19 protein-coding genes are annotated in these 17016 nt (G+C 67.6%); 8 read left to right on the top strand and 11 right to left on the bottom strand.

Annotated features, from left to right (window positions below; all coding sequences use genetic code 11):
• Window positions 1-9: 9 nt before the first annotated feature.
• From IB223_RS07915 to IB223_RS07905, 4 genes are all read right to left on the bottom strand, one after another.
• Window positions 10-762 (bottom strand): glutathione S-transferase family protein, encoded by a 753-nt coding sequence (locus IB223_RS07915; RefSeq protein WP_192201039.1) that lies wholly within the window; start codon window positions 760-762, stop codon window positions 10-12.
• A 50-nt stretch (window positions 763-812) separates the two neighbouring features.
• The gene (locus tag IB223_RS18960) at window positions 813-938 is read right to left on the bottom strand and encodes a hypothetical protein (RefSeq protein ID WP_255431474.1); all 126 of its coding nucleotides are present in this window, start codon (window positions 936-938) and stop codon (window positions 813-815) included.
• The gene (locus tag IB223_RS07910; protein WP_225590854.1) at window positions 932-1696 is read right to left on the bottom strand and encodes a ZIP family metal transporter; all 765 of its coding nucleotides are present in this window, start codon (window positions 1694-1696) and stop codon (window positions 932-934) included. The genes IB223_RS18960 and IB223_RS07910 overlap by 7 nt, the downstream gene beginning before the upstream one ends.
• A gap of 149 nt (window positions 1697-1845) precedes the next feature.
• Complete coding sequence (locus IB223_RS07905; protein WP_192201038.1) at window positions 1846-2451, bottom strand: YdeI/OmpD-associated family protein; 606 nt, start codon at window positions 2449-2451, stop codon at window positions 1846-1848.
• 151 nt (window positions 2452-2602) lie between these two features.
• Between IB223_RS07905 and IB223_RS07900 the strand changes: the two genes are divergently transcribed.
• The 4 genes from IB223_RS07900 to dbpA are packed head-to-tail and all read left to right on the top strand — an operon-like array spanning window position 2603 to window position 5771.
• Window positions 2603-3367 (top strand): YbaY family lipoprotein, encoded by a 765-nt coding sequence (locus IB223_RS07900; RefSeq protein ID WP_192201037.1) that lies wholly within the window; start codon window positions 2603-2605, stop codon window positions 3365-3367.
• A gap of 7 nt (window positions 3368-3374) precedes the next feature.
• Window positions 3375-3923 (top strand): ribonuclease domain-containing protein, encoded by a 549-nt coding sequence (locus IB223_RS07895; RefSeq protein WP_192201036.1) that lies wholly within the window; start codon window positions 3375-3377, stop codon window positions 3921-3923.
• A complete protein-coding gene (locus IB223_RS07890; RefSeq protein ID WP_142125307.1) occupies window positions 3920-4354 on the top strand; it encodes a barstar family protein in 435 nt (144 codons plus the stop codon). Before IB223_RS07895 ends, IB223_RS07890 begins: the two co-directional genes overlap by 4 nt.
• Window positions 4355-4394: 40 nt before the next feature.
• Complete coding sequence (dbpA, locus tag IB223_RS07885; RefSeq protein WP_192201035.1) at window positions 4395-5771, top strand: ATP-dependent RNA helicase DbpA; 1377 nt, start codon at window positions 4395-4397, stop codon at window positions 5769-5771.
• A gap of 235 nt (window positions 5772-6006) precedes the next feature.
• Here the strand turns inward: dbpA and IB223_RS07880 are convergent, their stop codons facing one another.
• The gene (locus IB223_RS07880) at window positions 6007-6216 is read right to left on the bottom strand and encodes a cold-shock protein (protein ID WP_055942770.1); all 210 of its coding nucleotides are present in this window, start codon (window positions 6214-6216) and stop codon (window positions 6007-6009) included.
• A gap of 307 nt (window positions 6217-6523) precedes the next feature.
• On the opposite strand from IB223_RS07880, the gene IB223_RS07875 reads away from it, so the two are divergent.
• The 3 genes from IB223_RS07875 (at window position 6524) to IB223_RS07865 (ending at window position 9956) form a co-directional block, all read left to right on the top strand.
• Entirely contained in the window at window positions 6524-7081 is a 558-nt protein-coding gene (locus IB223_RS07875; protein WP_192201034.1) for a YaeQ family protein, read from the top strand.
• 4 nt (window positions 7082-7085) lie between these two features.
• Window positions 7086-8267, top strand: coding sequence for an NAD(P)/FAD-dependent oxidoreductase (locus tag IB223_RS07870; RefSeq protein WP_192201033.1), 1182 nt, complete (start codon window positions 7086-7088; stop codon window positions 8265-8267).
• 69 nt (window positions 8268-8336) lie between these two features.
• Entirely contained in the window at window positions 8337-9956 is a 1620-nt protein-coding gene (locus IB223_RS07865) for a carboxylesterase/lipase family protein (protein WP_192201032.1), read from the top strand.
• A 106-nt stretch (window positions 9957-10062) separates the two neighbouring features.
• On the opposite strand, the gene IB223_RS07860 is transcribed toward IB223_RS07865, so the two are convergent.
• The 5 genes from IB223_RS07860 to IB223_RS07840 form a co-directional block, all read right to left on the bottom strand.
• Window positions 10063-11046, bottom strand: a complete 984-nt coding sequence (locus IB223_RS07860; RefSeq protein WP_192201031.1) for an LLM class flavin-dependent oxidoreductase — start codon at window positions 11044-11046, stop codon at window positions 10063-10065.
• Window positions 11047-11130: 84 nt separating this feature from the next.
• Window positions 11131-11802, bottom strand: coding sequence for a glutathione S-transferase (locus IB223_RS07855; RefSeq protein WP_192201030.1), 672 nt, complete (start codon window positions 11800-11802; stop codon window positions 11131-11133).
• 190 nt (window positions 11803-11992) lie between these two features.
• Window positions 11993-13552, bottom strand: coding sequence for a YdiU family protein (locus tag IB223_RS07850; RefSeq protein ID WP_192201296.1), 1560 nt, complete (start codon window positions 13550-13552; stop codon window positions 11993-11995).
• 8 nt (window positions 13553-13560) lie between these two features.
• A complete protein-coding gene (locus IB223_RS07845) occupies window positions 13561-14313 on the bottom strand; it encodes a sulfurtransferase (protein WP_192201029.1) in 753 nt (250 codons plus the stop codon).
• 34 nt (window positions 14314-14347) lie between these two features.
• Window positions 14348-14710: a DUF6164 family protein gene (locus tag IB223_RS07840; protein ID WP_192201028.1), complete on the bottom strand. Its 363-nt coding sequence runs from the start codon at window positions 14708-14710 to the stop codon at window positions 14348-14350.
• 86 nt (window positions 14711-14796) lie between these two features.
• Between IB223_RS07840 and IB223_RS07835 the strand changes: the two genes are divergently transcribed.
• The gene (locus tag IB223_RS07835) at window positions 14797-15231 is read left to right on the top strand and encodes an FKBP-type peptidyl-prolyl cis-trans isomerase (RefSeq protein ID WP_192201027.1); all 435 of its coding nucleotides are present in this window, start codon (window positions 14797-14799) and stop codon (window positions 15229-15231) included.
• Window positions 15232-15376: 145 nt separating this feature from the next.
• On the opposite strand, the gene IB223_RS07830 is transcribed toward IB223_RS07835, so the two are convergent.
• Entirely contained in the window at window positions 15377-16975 is a 1599-nt protein-coding gene (locus IB223_RS07830) for a serine hydrolase (protein ID WP_225590853.1), read from the bottom strand.
• Window positions 16976-17016 lie beyond the last annotated feature (41 nt).

Raw genomic sequence — 17016 nt, 5'->3', positions numbered from 1 at the left:
CGGAATCCATCACCCCAGCCGCATCACGCCATAGCGCGGCGCCGCATTGCCGCAGGTCGTGTCGGTGAGCGGCGCCCCCATCTCCGCAAGTACCGCACGCTGCTCCTGGAGCGGTGTGCGCAGGGTCCGCTCTTCGTAGCCCGCCAGTGCCTGGAACGGCGGCAACGCCCAGGCACGCGCAAGGAAGGCGGCGGTACGCGGCCATCGCTGCGCATCGACGTAGTACTTCACGAACACCGCATTGCGGAATAAAGCAGCGATGCTGATGTCGGCGATGGAAACATCGCCGAACAGCCAACCGGCGACGGGCATCCGTGCTTCCAGATAATCCAGCGCAACCGGCAGTTCCTCGTCCCGGGCCCTGCGCACCACGTCTTCGTCGGTGCCTTCGTTGAACAGAAACCGGCGCACGCCTTTCTGGAAGAACATGCGCCAGACGATCACATCCCCCAGGTAGGAGTCCGCGTATTCCTCCAGCCAGCGTGCCTGTGCCCGCTGCACAGGATCGGCCGGATACAGCGATGGCTGGGGGAACCTGTCCTGCAGGTACTCGCAGATCACCGTGGAGTCGTTGAGCACCAGGTCACCGTCGCGCAGTACGGGGATGCGGCGCAGGGGACTGATGCGGCTGAACTCCGCGTCCCCCACGAAGGGGGCGATCGGATCGATCCGGTACGGAATGCCTTTCAGCTCCAGGCAGACCAGCACCTTGCGCACGTAGGGCGAGATGTAGTTGCCGATGATCGTCAACGGTTCGGACATGCCATTCTCCAGCGAGGACAACGGCAGCGTGGGCACCTCGCGCCTTGCGGTCAACCCAATGCCGTGTCCAGCGCCATCATCAGGCAGAAGCCCAGCGCGAGCCCGAACGATGCGATGCCGCCGTGGCCGTGCCGGTTCGACTCGGGGATCACGCTGTGGCCCACGGCGATCAGCATGGCTCCCGCCGCGAACGCCAGCCCCCCCACGGCAGCAGCACCGACGAAATGCCGACTGCCCACGCGCTGGGAATCGCGGCCAGGGGTTCGGCCACGCCCGACAGCGCGCCCAGGAAGACCGCCTTGCTCCGCGCCATGCCCGCCGTCGCCAGCACAAGGGCAACCACCAAGCCTTCCGGTATGTCCTGCAGGGCGATCCCGATCGCCAGCCCGGCCGCACCACTGAGCGCACCGCCGGCCGCCACGCCCACCGCCATGCCTTCTGGAATGTTGTGCAGCACGATGGCCAGCACGAAGAGCATCACCCGCGAGGGTACGAGGCGACGCTGTGCGTCCAGTGGGTCGTCGACCAGGCCGCGGTCGAGTGCGAGCAGCGCGCATGCGCCCAGCAGGATCCCGGCACCCACGAGGCCCGCCGCACCCCAAGGCGAGAAGCCCTGTGCTTCCGCCGCCGCCAAGCCCGGCAGCACCAGCGAGAACGCCGTGGCCGCCAACATCACACCGGCCCCGAAGCCGAGCAACCCGTCTGCCAGTCGCTGCGGAATCGTCCGCATCACCAGCACCGGCAACGCACCGATCGCCGTGGCAGCGGCGCACAACGCACCGCCGCGCAGCGCGAGTCGCATGCCGCTTTCCTGCCCGGGCGGCGCGAGCCACAGCACCCACAACGCCGCACCCACAAGCGCGATGACGGCCGCGATATAGGGCCAGGCCACCGCGGCACGGGTGTAGGCAAAGGGTCGCAGGACGCGATTCATGCCAGGGGTCTCCGGCGCGCGCAGGGGCGCGTGCAGTGCGATGACGGGGGTTCGGTGGCTTGCGACCGATACTAACCGTCCGCAAACCGCATCGTCATCGCAATACTGAATCGCCCCGATGAGGGCGGTCTATGTCGCCCGATGCGGACTCAGCGTGCCTGGTACTTCCAGTGGCGCATCTTGCCTTCCGCCATCCACGCGACCGCCTGCGCCAGTCTTCGCTCACGCGTATCCGTCCGTTTGGCCCCGATGATCCATTCGATGTACTCGCGCCGGGCACTGGGGCTGAAGCCATCGAATGTCGCCTTTGCTTCCGGGTTGCGGGCAAGCGCATCGCGGAGATCCGCCGGCGTGCGCAGCACGGGACGCGCAGCAGCCTTGGCTGACGCGGACGCCGATGACGCCGCAGGAGTATCGATCAGCGCCATCGCCTTGCGCACCCGTGCAATCAGTTCCCGCCTGGGCGGCAGATCTTCCAGCGACACCAGTTTGCCCAGGCTCCCCATGCCGTCGCGCGCCTTGCCGTCCGTGACCTGCGTGTGCTGCCAGAAGCCGAACGATGCGTGCCGCTTGAATGCGGCCATGTTGCACAGGATGCGTCCGCCGTACTGGAACGACGGCATGCTCCACTTGATGGTCTCTTCCACCTGCGGACATGCTTCGTGCACCACGCTCCGCAAGCGTTCGAGGACCGGGCGCGCAAACTCGGCAGCCATCGCGATGTAGGCATCCACTCTCGGATCGTGCGACGGCATCCCGGCGGCCTCCGTGTCCCGGCGCGACTGTAGCGCGACGGCCGCGTGGGCGCGAACCGGGACCGCACCACGACCCTTTCCGCGTTGACGAACCATTACACCGGCCACCGCTAAGCTGGCGGCCAGCCACGATCACCCCAAGGAGCGCGCGATGTTTCGTCCGCTGTTGACCACCGCCTGCCTGCTGACACTCGCTGCCTGCCAGTCGCCGCCCACCGGCAGCGGAGCCCCGACACAGCCTGTCGCGGCGATCCATGGGCGGGCCATCTATCTCGAACGCATCACGCCACCGCCAGGCGCGACACTCAGCGTGCAACTCGTGGACAACCAGCTTGCCGATACACCGGCTGCCGTGGTCGCCAGCGCCGACTTCAGCGACCTGGAGAGCCCGCCGTTCGCCTTCACCCTCCCCTATGACCCGGCCAAGGTGCGCCCGAACGGCATGTACGGCCTGCACGCGGGCCTGCGCGACGCGCAGGGCAAGCTCTGGTTCGTCACCGATACGCGCGTCCCTGTGACGCCGGGTGCGTCTGCGCCGGTCGAGTTCAGGATGGTGCGGGCCAGCGGAGAGCCCTCTCCTCCAGCGGCGGGGACACCCTGGGAGCAGGCCAGGGCACGCGGCAGCATTTTCCGCGGGATCGGCACCGAACCCGGCTGGTCCGTGGAGGTCGGTAGTGGCGCGACGCCCCGCCTGAGTGCCGACCTGGACTACGGCGAGCGCAAGGTCGATGTCGCCCAGGTCCGCAAGACGGGAGAGGGTTATGCGGGCAGCACCGCCGATGGCCTGGCCGTGTCGCTGACGACGAAGAAGGAAGTCTGCAGCGACGGCATGAGCGACAACGAGTATCCCGCCTCCGCGACCCTGACGGTGGGTGGCAAGGTCTACCGCGGCTGCGGCCGTTTCCTGACGGAATGATCCACGCATGAGTCGACGTTCACGCGCCCGCCGGCAGAGCCGGCAGCGTCTCCCCCTGATTGCATTCCTCGCCCTGCTGCTACTGGCTGCAGGCGCATGGTGGTGGTCGCAGCGCGACGATGCCCCCGCGCCGGCCGCCGAAACGCAGGAAGCCACCCATCCCCAGCGCACGAACGCCGAACTCGCGCTTCCGCCGGTGGAACAGACGCGTCCCGGCGGACCCGTGGACGATCCGCCTGCCGCTGCCCTGCCGACGCCGGGTGCGGACCTTCCAGCCTTCCTGCCGGCGGAGGCACGACAGACACTGGCGCTGATACGCAGCGGAGGCCCGTTCCCGCATCGGCAGGACGGCTCGGTCTTCCAGAATCGCGAGGGCCGGCTGCCACGGCAGTCGCGCGGCTATTACCGCGAGTACACGGTCGACACGCCCGGGCTCGACCATCGCGGTACACGCCGCATCGTCACCGGCGGCCAACCACCGCGCGAGTACTACTACACCGACGACCACTACGAGAGCTTCCGCCGGTTCGAGATCGGCAACGGAACCCTGCAATGAGCGAATCCGGTTTCGATCCCGGCCTGGCCGATCCCACGCGCGCGGGCGTCTTCTTCGTTACCGAGGATGATCTCGATCCGCTGGCCGCGGTCGGCCGCGATGCCGGGCTGCTGTCGCGCCGGATAGACCTGTCAGGCTGCGACAGCAAGGGCGCCCTGCTGCTGCGCATCGCCACGGTGCTGGACTTCCCGCAGTCCTCCGGGCGCAACTGGGATGCGCTGTCCGACAGCCTGCGCGACCTGTCGTGGCTGGAGGCGCCCGGCTACGTCCTGCTCTTCGAACAGGCCCACGAACTGCGCGAACGCACCGAGGCCGATTTCGACACCCTGCTGGACATCCTGGACGAAGTCTCGCAGTTCTGGACGTCCAACGAGGTTCCGTTCTGGTCGTTCATCGCGCTGCCCGAGGAAGATTTCCCCGACCTGCAATAGGTTTTCCGGCGGCAACCGCGCCGATCTGCGAAAATGCCGCATGCTCGATTTCACTTCTCTTCCGCTGGCACCCGGCCTGCAGCAGGGTGTCCAGGCGCTGGGTTACGCCCGGCCGACCCCCATCCAGGCCCGCAGTCTGCCCGCCATCCTCGATGGCCGCGATGTCATCGCACAGGCCCCCACCGGCAGCGGCAAGACGGCTGCCTTCGGCCTGGGCCTGTTGCACCGGCTCGATGCCGCCACGGGGCGCACGCAGGCCCTGGTGCTGTGCCCGACCCGCGAACTCGCCGACCAGGTGGCGCAGCAGGTGCGCAAACTGGCCGTGGGCATCCCCAACCTCAAGGTCCTGACGCTGTGCGGCGGCATGCCGCTGGAGCCGCAGCTGCGCTCGCTCGAAGCGCACGATCCGCACGTGGTCGTCGGTACGCCGGGCCGCATCCAGGAACTGCTGCGCAAGAAGGCGCTGCACCTGGGTGGCATCCGCACGCTGGTGCTGGATGAGGCCGACCGCATGCTCGACATGGGCTTCGAGGAGTCGATCCGCGAGATCACCGGCAAGACGCCGAAGGATCGCCAGAGCCTGCTGTTCTCGGCCACCTTCACCGACGCCATCCGCGGGATTGCCCGCAACACCCTGCGCGATCCGCTCGAAGTCACGGTGGACGCGCCACAGGAACAGGCGGTCATCGAGCAACGCTTCGTGCGCGTGGACCCGGAGCGCAAGCAGACCGCGCTGGCGGGCCTGCTCGCGCAACGCGGCGTGGAGTCGTGCGTGGTGTTCTGCAACATGCGCAAGGACGTGGACGAAGTCGCTGGTTCGTTGCAGCACTTCGGCTTCTCCGCGCTCGCCCTGCACGGCGACATGGAACAGCGGGACCGCGACGAAGTGCTGGTGCGCTTCGCCAACCGCAGCTGCAACGTGCTGGTCGCCAGCGACGTGGCCGCGCGCGGACTGGACATCGAGGACCTGGTGCTGGTGGTCAACTACGACATGCCCAGCGACGCGGATACCTACGTGCACCGCATCGGCCGCACCGGCCGCGCGGGTCGCGATGGCCTGGCGATCAGCCTGTGCACGCCGCGCGAACTGCCGCGCGCCGCCGTGATCGAGGAACGTCTGGGCGCGCCGCTGTTGTGGGACCGCAATGTCCCCACACCCCCGAAGGCCAATACCGCGCCGCCCGCCGCGATGACCACGCTGCGCATCGACGCCGGCAAGACCGACAAGCTGCGCCCCGGCGACGTGCTCGGCGCACTGACCGGCGACGCCGGCCTGTCCGCTTCCGCGATCGGCAAGATCAATGTCTTCGCCACGCGTACCTACGTGGCCGTCGCGCGCGACAAAGCCGGCGCGGCACTGGCGCGCTTGAATGCCGGCAAGATCAAGGGCCGCAGCTTCCGCGTACGGAAACTCTGAACCTGTCGTCCCAGCGAACGCTGGGACCCATTTTGCTGTTGCCCTCCCAGCCGAGTTGGCAAGAACTGTCGTGCTGACAGTCAATGGATTCCAGCTCTCGCTGGAATGACGGCAGCGGTTGCGAGTGCACTCCGCCCCCGTCTCGCGCACCACGTCATCCTCTGGCGAGCCCACAAACAAAAACGCCGGCGCTTGCGCACCGGCGTTTTCTTGAACCGTAGGGTTCAGCGCTGGATTACAGCGGCTGCACCTGGTCGGCCTGCATGCCCTTCTGGCCCTGCACGGCGACGAAGGAGACCGCCTGGCCTTCCTTCAGCGACTTGAAGCCATTGCCCTGGATCGAGCGGAAGTGCACGAACAGGTCGGGGCCGCTCTGCGGGGTGATGAAGCCGAAGCCCTTGGCGTCGTTGAACCACTTGACGGTACCGGTCTGACGATCAGACATCTTTACTAACTCCTGAAACATGGATGAAAGGACCACAACCCCGGGGAAACCGGGACGGGACTGGGTTTGCAGGCGTTGGTAAAGCGGGAAGATGTAGCAGATGTATCTACCGCATCAGGCTCACGATTCACGGTGACCCTGGCAAGCACAGTGCCGGCACTCTACCGGGGTTTCCGGAGAAAAGCGAATCCTTCCCGCGCACAAGCTGAACAGGGAGGTCCAAGCGGTCCGGCTGACCGGTTGCCGGCATTCGGGGGGCGCCCCTCCATGCGGCGTATCATGACGCCCCCTTGCCCGAACCCCCACCATGGCCCTCAAGTCCACCGTCGTCAAAGCCGAACTCCAGATCAGCGACATGGATCGTCATTACTACGGTGCCCACGGCCTGACCCTGGCCCAGCACCCGTCGGAGACCGACGAGCGGCTGATGGTGCGCCTGCTCGTCTTCGCGCTGCTGGCCGAGGACCGGCTGGAGTTCGGCAAGGGCCTGAGCAATGAAGAAGAACCCGACCTCTGGCGCAAGGATTACACCGGCCTGATCGAGCAGTGGATCGACCTGGGCCAGCCGGACGAATCCCGGATCCGCAAGGCCTGCGGACGTGCCCGCGAGGTCGTCGTGGTCAACTACGGCGGCCGCGCGGCCGATCTCTGGTGGGACAGGAACGCGGCGCTGCTGGCACGCCATCGCAACCTGACCGTGCTCGACATCGCGCCGGAGGCGGTAGACGCCCTCACCGCGCTGATGGTGCGCAGCATGCGGTTCAACGTGATGATCCAGGACGGCGAAATGCAGTGGATGACCGACGATCGCGTGGTCAGCGTCATCCCCGTGGTCCGCCAGACGGGGCTCGCGCGGGCTGCCTGAGCGCATGGCGCCCACTCACGACGTACTGGTGATCGGCGGCGGCGCGGCCGGTCTCATGACCGCACTCACGGCGGGCCAGCGCGGCCTGCGCGTGCTGGTCATCGAACATGCCAACAAGGTCGGCAAGAAGATCCTGATGTCCGGTGGCGGGCGCTGCAACTTCACCAACACCGGCACCACGCCTGCCAACTTCCTGTCGGCCAATCCGCATTTCTGCAAGTCGGCGCTGGCGCGCTACACGCCGGGCGATTTCATCGAAATGGTCCAGCGCCATCGCATTGCCTTCCACGAGAAGGAACTGGGGCAGCTGTTCTGCGACGTGTCGTCCAAGCTCATCGTGAAGATGCTGGCGGACGAATGCGTCGCCGCAGGCGTACGCATCGAGACGGGCTGCAGCGTGCAGCAGGTCCGCCACGACAGCGGCGTGTTCCGCATCGATACGCCACTGGGCCGTTTCGCCGCGCCATCGTTGGTGGTGGCCACCGGCGGCCTGTCGATCCCCAGCATGGGCGCCACCGGCTTCGGCTACGAACTGGCGAAGCAGTTCGGACATGCCGTGCTGCCCACGCGTGCGGGACTGGTGCCGCTGACGCTCAGCGGCAAACACCAGGAGCGGCTGGCCGACCTGAGCGGCGTCGCGCTCCCGGTGGAAGCCCGATGCGGCAAGGTGCGTTTCCGCAACTTCATGCTGCTGACCCACCGCGGTGTCAGCGGTCCGTCGATCCTGCAGATCTCCTCGTACTGGCAGCCGGGCGATGACCTGCGACTGGACCTGCTGCCGGACCACGACGCGCTGGACTGGCTGCAGTCGCAACGGGCGCAGCGGCCGGATGCGGAACTGAAGACCGTGCTGTCGGACGTACTGCCGCGCCGCTTCGCGCAACGCCTGTGCGAGGTCTGGCTGCCGAACCGGCCGATGAGGCAGTTCAACCCGCCCCAGCTGAAGGACGCCGCCAGCCTGCTGGCCAACTGGCCACTGGTCGCCAGCGGCACCGAGGGCTACCGCACCGCCGAGGTGACGCTGGGTGGCGTGGACACCGACGGGGTCTCGAGCAGCACGATGATGTCGAAGCACGTGGCTGGCCTGTTCTTCGTCGGTGAGGTACTCGACGTCACCGGGTGGTTGGGCGGCTACAACTTCCAGTGGGCCTGGGCTTCGGGCCATGCGGCGGGCATGGCGGTCTGACGCACTGCGGCGTTCCTGTCCAGAACGCCTTTGCTAGCCTTTGGAAACCGGTGTCATCACAGGCATTCCATGCGTCCGTTCCGTCCCGTTCCTTCCTCGCGCCGCGACTTCCTGCGGCAGCTCACCGCCACCTCCGCGATGGCGGGCCTGCTCGGCCCCAGACTGTTCACCGCGCAGGCGGGCTCGCGGTCTCCGCTTGCCGCCACGCGGAGCGGACGCATTGCCGGGACCGTGGATCGCGGCATCCACGTCTTCCGCGGCGTGCCCTACGGGGCCGACACCGCCACCCGCCGTTTCCAGCGCTCGGTGCGCGAAACCGCCTGGACCGGTGCGCGCGATGCCACCCGCTTCGACGCATCCGCACCCCAGCGCGGCGATGCGGACGGCCAGTCCGTCAGCGAGGACTGCCTGTTCCTCAACGTCTACACCCCTGCCCTGCGCGATGATGGCAAGCGTCCGATCCTGTTCTACATCCATGGTGGCGGCTACAACAACGGTTCCGGCTCCCACCCGCTGTACGACGGGGTGAACCTGTGCCGCCGCGGCGATGTGGTCGTGGTGACCGTCAACCACCGGCTCAACGCGTTCGGCTACCTCTACCTGGGCGAGAGCGGCGACGAGCGCCTGCGTGACGCCGGCAACGTGGGCCAGCTCGACCTGATCGACGCCCTGCGCTGGGTGCGCGAACACGCGCACGAGTTCGGCGGCGATGCGGACAATGTCACCGTGTTCGGCCAGTCCGGGGGCGGCGCCAAGATCGCCACGCTGATGGCGATGCCGGAGGCCGACGGCCTGTTCCACAAGGCGATGACGATGAGCGGCCAGCAGGTCACCGCTGCGGGTCCACGTGCGGCGGCGCAGCGCACCGCGCTGTTCCTCGCCGAACTGGACCTCGGCCCACGCGACACCGATCCGCTGCTGGCGATGCCGATGGCGCGGCTGCTGGACGCCACGCGCGTGCGCGATCCGTCGCGCGTGGAGAACACCGCGCTCTACTTCGGGCCCGTGCTGGACACGCACAACCTGCCCCGGCATCCGTTCCATCCCGATGCGCCTGCGCAGTCGGCGCGCATTCCGATGATCATCGGTAACACGCGCGACGAGACGCGCGCGTTCCTCGGCAACGACGAAGCGAACTTCGCGCTGACCTGGGACCAGTTGCCGCAGAAGTTGCGCGAACAGCAGTACGTGGACCTGTCGCCGGACGTGGTGATCGCCGAGTACCGCCGGTTGTATCCGGATTACACGCCGTCCGAAGTGTTCTTCGCGGCCACCACCGCGGGCCGCTCCTGGCGTGGCGCCGTCATCGAAGCCGAGGAGCGTGCAAAGCAGGGATCGCCGGCGTGGGTCTACCAGCTGGACTGGCGCTCGCCGGCCGAAGGCGGACGCCTGCGGGCCTTCCACACGCTCGACATCCCGCTGGTGTTCGACAACGTGGCGGCCGAGGGATCGAAGACCGGCGATGATCAACGCGCACGCACGATGGCCTCGCGCATGAGCGAGGCGCTGATCGCCCTCGCCCGCCGTGGCGACCCGAACCACGCGGGCCTTCCGACGTGGTCGCCCTACACGCTGCCACAGCGGCAGACGATGGTGTTCGACGACAGATCCAGCATGCAGGACGATCCGCGCGGCGGAGAGCGCCGGCTGTACGAGCGCGTGCCGTTTCTCCAACGAGGCACCTCGTAGGGTGGGCCTTGGCCCACCATCGTGTCGCATCTGCTCGCGCGGAGGATGATCGGCGGCTCGACGCACGCCGCGTCCGACCCCGTGCGACGGTGGGCCGAGGCCCACCCTACGATTGCATGACCTCGGCGGCGATCTCGAACGAGCGCAAGCGCTTGTCGTGGTCGAAGATGTTGGCGGTCAGCATCAGCTCGTCGGGGCGATGCCGCTGGATGAAGTCCGCGATGCCCTTGCGCACGGTATCGCGGCTGCCGATGACGGCACAGGCCAGCGCCTGTGCCACACCCGCTTTCTCGTGCGGCTCCCAGAACGTTTCGATGTCGTCGATCGGCGGCGGCACCAGGCCGGCGCGCCCGCGACGCAGGTTGACGAAGGCCTGCTGCTGCGTGGTGAACAGGTGTTTCGCCTCGGCATCGGTCTCGGCCGCCACCACGTTCAAGGCGAGCATCGCGTGCGGCTTGGCCTGCCGCTTCGAGGGACGGAAGTCGCGGTGGTACACCAGCAGCGCCTGGTCCATGGCATCGGGTGCGAAGTGGGACGCGAACGCATACGGCAGGCCGAGCGCGGCGGAGAGCTGTGCACCGAACAGGCTGGAGCCCAGCAGCCATACCGGCACGTCGAGCCCCGCGCCCGGCACGGCGCGCACCGCCTGGCCCTCCTGTACCGGCTCGAAGTAACGCAGCAGCTCCTGCACGTCCTGCGGGAACTGTTCGGCGCTGTCGAAATAGCGGCGCAGCGCACGCGCCGTCGCCTGGTCGGTGCCCGGTGCACGGCCGAGGCCAAGATCGATGCGGCCCGGATACAGCGATGCCAGCGTGCCGAACTGCTCGGCCACCTGCAGCGGCGAGTGATTCGGCAGCATAATGCCGCCAGCACCCACGCGGATGGTGGATGTCGCACCGGCCACGTGCCCGATCAGCACCGCCGTTGCAGCGCTGGCGATGCCCGGCATGTTGTGGTGCTCGGCCAGCCAGTAGCGCGTGTAACCCCAGCGCTCGGCATGCTGCGCGAGATCGCGCATGTGGACGAAAGCCCGGGTGGTATCGCTGCCCTCGCAGACAGGCGCGAGGTCGAGGAGCGAGTAAGGGATCATGGGGACACCGGCAATGACGATGTCATCGTCATGGGGCCGCAGGCGATCCGATTCCACCCTGCGGCATGGGACGCTGCATCCCGCCTAGCCGAGCAGGTCGAACGGCCCGCCCTGCTCCAGCGCACGCTGGTACGCCGGCCTGGCGTGGATGCGCTGCAGGAATCCGGCGAGGTTCGGACGGGCCTCCAGTCCGGCGCGTACCGCCGCCGCTTCGACCGGGAAGCTCATCTGGATGTCGGCTGCGCTGAACTGGTCACCGGCGAACCACGGCGCCTTGCCCAGTTCGCTTTCCATGTAACCCAGATGGAGCGTCACCTGCGGTCCGACGAACGTCCGCATCGCCTTGTCGGCGATGCCGCGCGCGATGGGCCGGGCGAAGAACGGCATGGGCGCTTTCTTCAGGCGAGAGAACACCAGACTGAGCAGCATCGGCGGCATCGCCGAGCCTTCCGCGTAGTGCAGCCAGTAGCGGTAGCGCAGATGCTCGGCGGTGCCCGGCGAGGGCGCGAACCGGCGCGCGGTGTCGTAACGCTCCACGAGGTACTCGAGGATCGCGCCGGATTCGGCCAGCACGTGTTCTCCATCCACCACCACGGGCGACTTGCCCAGCGGATGGATCTTCCTCAGCGCCGGCGGCGCGAGCATGGTCTGCGGGTCGCGCTGGTAACGCACCACCGTGTAGTCCAGCCCCAGTTCCTCGAGCAGCCAGAGCACACGCTGGGAACGGGAGTTGTTGAGATGGTGGACGGTGATCATGGGGGAGCTCCGTGGGAGACGGTCATGCTACCGCGATGTCCGCCGTTGTAGGAGCGACGTCAGTCGCGACCGTGCGGCAAGAACACACCGGAACTCTGCTCACCCGAAATTCGGTGCACAACGAACGAGATCGGGAAGATCGAACCGTGCGGTCGCGACTGACGTCGCTCCTACAAGGAAACGATGCGACTCAGGAACTGCACGACAGCATCGAACAACCCGCGCGGTCGCGTGCCCAGTCGGGCCGACGCCCGGCGTAGCGTTCGCGACCCGGCTGGTCGTCGTACGGCCGGCGCATGACGTCCAGCAGCGCATGCACGCCGGACAGGTCGCCCGCCTCCGCCGCATTGATGGCCTGCTGCGCCAGGTAGTTGCGCAGCACGTAGCGGGGATTGGCCAGGCGCATCCGTTCACGGCGCGCCGCCGGCGTCAGCGTTTCGTCATCGAGGCGGCGCGCGTACTCGACCAGCCAATGGCGCAGCGCCGGCGCAACGGCGTCGCGACGGGCCGGGTCATAGAACGCATCATCGAATGCGGACAGCGATGCATCCACCGGATCCGCATCCATCAAGGCCCGGAAGAACAGGGTCATGTCGATCTCGCCCTGTGCCAGCAGCTGCTGCAACGTGTCCATGCGTTCGATGTCGTCATCTCGGCAGTCGGCCAACCCCAGCTTGCGTGCGATGGTGTCGCGGTGCGCGCGTGCATGGGCATCGGCAAACCGCTGCAGGCCGTCCTGCAAGGGCTCCACGCCATCGAACAGTGGCGACAGCGCCTGCGCGAAGCGGCTCAGGTTCCATCCCGCCACCTGCGGTTGCCAACCGAAGCGATAGCGGCGGCCGTGGGCATCGGTGGTGTTGGGCGTCCAGTCCGGGTCGTAGGCGTCGATCCAGCCATAGGGGCCGTAGTCGATCGTCAACCCGAGCACCGACATGTTGTCGGTGTTCATCACGCCATGGACGAAGCCCACCCGCATCCAGTGCGCCACCATCACCGCGGTGCGCTCGCAGACCTCTGCGAACCAGGCTGCGTGCAGCGCTTCGCCTTCACCGGACAGGTGCGGGAAATCGCGACGGATGGTGAAGTCCACCAGCGCGCGCAGCAGGCCGGTGTCGCCACGCGATGCGGGCAACTGGTAATGACCGAAGCGGAGGAACGAGGGCGCCACCCGGCAGACCACCGCGCCGGCCTCAGGCTTCGGATGACCGTCGTAGAACATGTCGCGCACCACCTGCTCGCCCGTGCCCACCAGGCTGAGGGCGCGTGTCGTGGGCACGCCCAGGTGATGCATCGCTTCGCTGCACAGGAATTCGCGGATCGACGACCGCAGGACGGCACGCCCGTCGGCGGTACGCGAATAGGGCGTGGGCCCTGCGCCTTTCAGCTGCAGTTCCCAGCGCTCGCCGGCCGCGTTGACCACCTCGCCCAGCGTGATCGCGCGACCGTCGCCCAACTGGCCCGCCCAGTTGCCGAACTGGTGCCCACCGTAGTTGCCCGCATAGGGCTGCATGCCCGGGAGCACGGCATTGCCGCCGAAGACCTGGGCAAATGCGGGGGATGCCACGTCGCGCTCGTCCAGCCCCAGCAGCGCAGCGACCTCCGTCGCGTACGCCAGCACCTGCGGCTCGGCGACCGGCGTCGGGTCGATGGCCGACCAGAGAGCGCCGCGGACTTCGCGGCGGCGCGTGCCCTGCTCGGGATCGCCAGGCAGTTCCCGGATGAAGCGGTTGTCGAAGTGCAGTACCTGCAGGCCGGCGCTCACGCCACGTCCACCGTCTCATCGTCCGCCAGCGGGCTCAGGTCGGGGCGCAGGGCGACGCGCTCATCGAAGACGAAGCACGCACCGTCATAGCCGAAGCCCCCGACCTGTTCGAAGTAGCCCAGGATGCCGTCGTCCAGCTGCAGCACGTTGTCCATGCCATCGGCCTGCATCCACAGCGCGGCCTTCTCGCAGCGGATGCCGCCGGTGCAGAAGCTGACCACGGTGGCGTCCTTCAGCGCATCGCGATGCGGTTCCAGCGCCGCGGGCAGGTCGGTGAACTTGTCGATCGGCAGCGTCAGCGCACCGCTGAAGGTGCCGTATGCGATTTCCTGCTGGTTGCGGGTATCCAGCATCACCACGCGACGGCCGGCATCGTCATGACCCTGTTCCAGCCAGCGGGCGAGCGTCCGGGATTCAACGACAGGCGCGCGCACGTCTTCCGGCGTGGTGCCGGGGCGGCGGAAGCTGATGATCTCCGGTTTCACCTTGACCTTGAGGCGCGCGAACGGCACCTGGCGACTGGTGCTGTACTTCACCCGCAGGCCAGCGAAGCGCTGGTCCGCGCGCAGCGGCGCCAGGAAGGACTCGATCGCGTCTGCCCCACCGGCCAGGAACAGGTTCATGCCCTCGCCCGCCACCAGCACCGAACCCCGCAGCGAGAGCGCCTCGGCGCGTGCGCGCAGCGTCGAGGCGAATGCCTCGGGAGCGTCGACGGGCGTGAAATGGTAGGCCGCGATGTTGGTGATCATGCGCTGATTTTACCGGCCGCAGGCGGCTCGCGCCTCAGAGCAGCATCCAGGGCAGCGCGAGGGTCAGCACGATGATCGCGACCATCGCCGCCAACACCCCGACCACGTACAGGGGCCGCGCACGCAACTGGCCCGCAAACGTCTCCGCCCGCCCTTCGCGCTCGGCCGCCGTGCGGTCCTCGCGTGCCTGCGTCCGGCGCCGGGCCTGGTAGTCCGCCATCAGGACCTTGGCCCGCGCCAGCTGGTCGACGTCTTCGATCCACAGTCCGCCGGCGGAAATCCCCCACGGACTGGGTTGCGTCTCATAGAAGTCGATCGTGTTCGCCCGCAGCAGGTCGCGCACATCGTCAGCCTCGTCGCCGGGCACGTTGCGCAGATTCAGGAAGAGTTTCGCCATGCTGCCAGTGTAACCGCTGCGATCCAGGCCACCGGGCAGCCGGATGCGTTACCCTGCGCGCCTTTCGCCCCATGGATGAACCGCCCATGCGTCCCTTGCTGCTCGCCATTTCGCTGTTCCTGCTCGCTGCCTGCAACGCCCCCGTCCCGCCGCCAAGCGGCAGCTTCGCCGAACTGGAACGCATCGACACCCTCGCCGGTACCGGTGCCGTGGCGACCAGCGGCAGTGATGTCACCGTGCACTACACCGGCTGGCTGTACGACGAGAACGCCCCGCAGCAGCGCGGCTTGAAGTTCGACAGCTCCGTGGACCGAGGCCAGCCCTTCACCTTCCTGCTCGGTGCCGGCCAGGTCATCCGCGGCTGGGACGAGGGCGTGGCCGGCATGAAGACCGGGGGCAAGCGCACGCTGCGGATCCCCGCCGACCTCGGCTACGGCAGCAATGGTGCCGGTGGCGTGATTCCACCGGGCGCATCGCTGGTATTCGACGTGGAATTGCTGGAAGTGAAACCGCACCAGTGAGGAGTGCGTATCCCCTGTAGGAGCGACGTGAGTCGCGACCGCGAGTACGCCGCGCACGGAATTCTGCGGGTTCGCGCGTAGATGACACGCCATGATTTTCAAGCCGTGCGGTCGCGACTCACGTCGCTCCTACAGAAAGCACGGACTACTCCACCGGCGCCAGCCGCAGGTCGTGGAAATCGAAGCTGAAATCCGTCAGCGGTGAAATCGCCTCCATACGCGCCTCCCGGAGGGTGCCGTCCGGTTCCAGCGAGAACGTCAGGAAGGCGTCGGCGTTGAGCCAGCGCTCGCGCCAGCGCACGACGAACGTATCGTGCTGCCACGGCTGCAGGTCACCCACCAGCTCCGGCGTACGGCTGAAGCGCAGCACCAACCCGTCGCCTTCCTGCGCCACCACGACATCGCCATACCAAGGGTCGCGCAGTGTGCCGGCATATTCCGCGATCGGCAGCGAAGGCCTGGAGTCTGCATCGCGCGCCGCCTGCAGCTTCTGCCAGTGCTCGTCGGCATTGCCCTTCGCCTGCGCGACCTGCGCCTGGTAGGCCGCGAGCCAGTCGGTGCCGGTGTTGGCTAGGTAGGCATCCAGCACCTTCAGCGTGACGGCATTGAATGCCGCACCGACCTCCTGGTTGGTCAGCACCACGATGCCCAGCCTCTGCTCCGGCACCAGCGTCACCCGCGAAACCATCCCGGGCCATCCACCGGTATGCCAGACCAGCTTGCGGCCCTGGAAGTCGGACACCATCCAGCCTTCACCGTAACCGAGGAAATTGGGTTTCGCCGCCTTCAACGCTTCGATCTTCGGTTCGGTGATCGGGATCGGCGTGACCAGCGACCACATCGATTTCTGACGCTCGGGCGTGAAAAGCGCTTGTTCGCGGCCTTTCGCATCGCGATAGGTCCCGCCGGCCAGCTGCGCGTTCATCCACTTCGCCATGTCGTTCACGCTGGAATAGAGGCCGCCCGCGCCGGCGACATTGCGCCATGTCATCCGCGGTGCCGGTTGCAGGGTGGCGAAGTCGGCCTTGGCATGGCCCGTGGCGACGTTGTCGCCCGGCCGCAACGCATCGCTGTTGTAGCGCGTCTCCCGCATGCCCAACGGCTGCAGGATGCGCGCACGCAGGAACTGGTCGTATGACTGCCCGCTGGCCTGCTCGATGACCAGTTGCGCCACGCCGTACAGGATGTTGTCGTACGCGTAGCGCTCGCGGAATCCGCCGCTCAGCGGCACGTCGCGCAAGCGCTCGGCGACTTCACGGTTGCTATAGGTCGTGGTTGGCCAGAACAGCAGGTCCCCCGCGCCCAGCCCCAGTCCGCTGCGATGGACCAGCAGGTCGCGGATGCGCATCTCGCGGGTGACATAGGGGTCGGCCATGCGGAACCATGGCAGGTGGTCGATGACGCGGTCCTCCAGCTTCAGCTTGCCTTCGTCGGCCAGCATGGACAGCGAGGCCGTCGTGAACGCCTTGGTATTGGAGGCGATGGCGAACATGGTGTGCGCGTCGACCTTGCCGGCCTTGCCGATCTCGCGCTCGCCCCACCCCTTCGCCAGCACCACCTCGCCATCCTTCACCACTGCCACCGCGATACCCGGGACGTCGAAGGCCTTGCGTACGGATTCGACGTAGGCGTCCAGGTCCTGCAGCGCAGGCGGCGGCGTGGCGTCCTTGGCGACAGCGCTGGTGGCGAACAGGCCGAGCAGGCAGAGTGCGCGGCCCGTAGCCGCCATCAGGTTCGAACGCATCGTGTGTCCCATGTCCGGAGTCCCGCGCGACAATACCGCAC

The organism is Pseudoxanthomonas sp. PXM03 (genome assembly GCF_014852005.1).
Taxonomy (GTDB): Bacteria; Pseudomonadota; Gammaproteobacteria; order Xanthomonadales; family Xanthomonadaceae; genus Pseudoxanthomonas_A.
This window is presented reverse-complemented; position numbering and strand designations above follow the sequence as displayed.

What these genes read in the sequence shown, in the direction of transcription:
- IB223_RS07915 (WP_192201039.1), bottom strand. Translation starts at nt 762, where the DNA reads ATGTCCGAACCGTTGACGATCATCGGCAACTACATCTCGCCCTACGTG.
- IB223_RS18960 (WP_255431474.1), bottom strand. Translation starts at nt 938, where the DNA reads ATGCTGATCGCCGTGGGCCACAGCGTGATCCCCGAGTCGAACCGGCAC.
- IB223_RS07910 (WP_225590854.1), bottom strand. Translation starts at nt 1,696, where the DNA reads ATGAATCGCGTCCTGCGACCCTTTGCCTACACCCGTGCCGCGGTGGCC.
- IB223_RS07905 (WP_192201038.1), bottom strand. Translation starts at nt 2,451, where the DNA reads ATGCCGTCGCACGATCCGAGAGTGGATGCCTACATCGCGATGGCTGCC.
- IB223_RS07900 (WP_192201037.1), top strand. Translation starts at nt 2,603, where the DNA reads ATGTTTCGTCCGCTGTTGACCACCGCCTGCCTGCTGACACTCGCTGCC.
- IB223_RS07895 (WP_192201036.1), top strand. Translation starts at nt 3,375, where the DNA reads ATGAGTCGACGTTCACGCGCCCGCCGGCAGAGCCGGCAGCGTCTCCCC.
- IB223_RS07890 (WP_142125307.1), top strand. Translation starts at nt 3,920, where the DNA reads ATGAGCGAATCCGGTTTCGATCCCGGCCTGGCCGATCCCACGCGCGCG.
- dbpA (WP_192201035.1), top strand. Translation starts at nt 4,395, where the DNA reads ATGCTCGATTTCACTTCTCTTCCGCTGGCACCCGGCCTGCAGCAGGGT.
- IB223_RS07880 (WP_055942770.1), bottom strand. Translation starts at nt 6,216, where the DNA reads ATGTCTGATCGTCAGACCGGTACCGTCAAGTGGTTCAACGACGCCAAG.
- IB223_RS07875 (WP_192201034.1), top strand. Translation starts at nt 6,524, where the DNA reads ATGGCCCTCAAGTCCACCGTCGTCAAAGCCGAACTCCAGATCAGCGAC.
- IB223_RS07870 (WP_192201033.1), top strand. Translation starts at nt 7,086, where the DNA reads ATGGCGCCCACTCACGACGTACTGGTGATCGGCGGCGGCGCGGCCGGT.
- IB223_RS07865 (WP_192201032.1), top strand. Translation starts at nt 8,337, where the DNA reads ATGCGTCCGTTCCGTCCCGTTCCTTCCTCGCGCCGCGACTTCCTGCGG.
- IB223_RS07860 (WP_192201031.1), bottom strand. Translation starts at nt 11,046, where the DNA reads ATGATCCCTTACTCGCTCCTCGACCTCGCGCCTGTCTGCGAGGGCAGC.
- IB223_RS07855 (WP_192201030.1), bottom strand. Translation starts at nt 11,802, where the DNA reads ATGATCACCGTCCACCATCTCAACAACTCCCGTTCCCAGCGTGTGCTC.
- IB223_RS07845 (WP_192201029.1), bottom strand. Translation starts at nt 14,313, where the DNA reads ATGATCACCAACATCGCGGCCTACCATTTCACGCCCGTCGACGCTCCC.
- IB223_RS07840 (WP_192201028.1), bottom strand. Translation starts at nt 14,710, where the DNA reads ATGGCGAAACTCTTCCTGAATCTGCGCAACGTGCCCGGCGACGAGGCT.
- IB223_RS07835 (WP_192201027.1), top strand. Translation starts at nt 14,797, where the DNA reads ATGCGTCCCTTGCTGCTCGCCATTTCGCTGTTCCTGCTCGCTGCCTGC.
- IB223_RS07830 (WP_225590853.1), bottom strand. Translation starts at nt 16,975, where the DNA reads ATGCGTTCGAACCTGATGGCGGCTACGGGCCGCGCACTCTGCCTGCTC.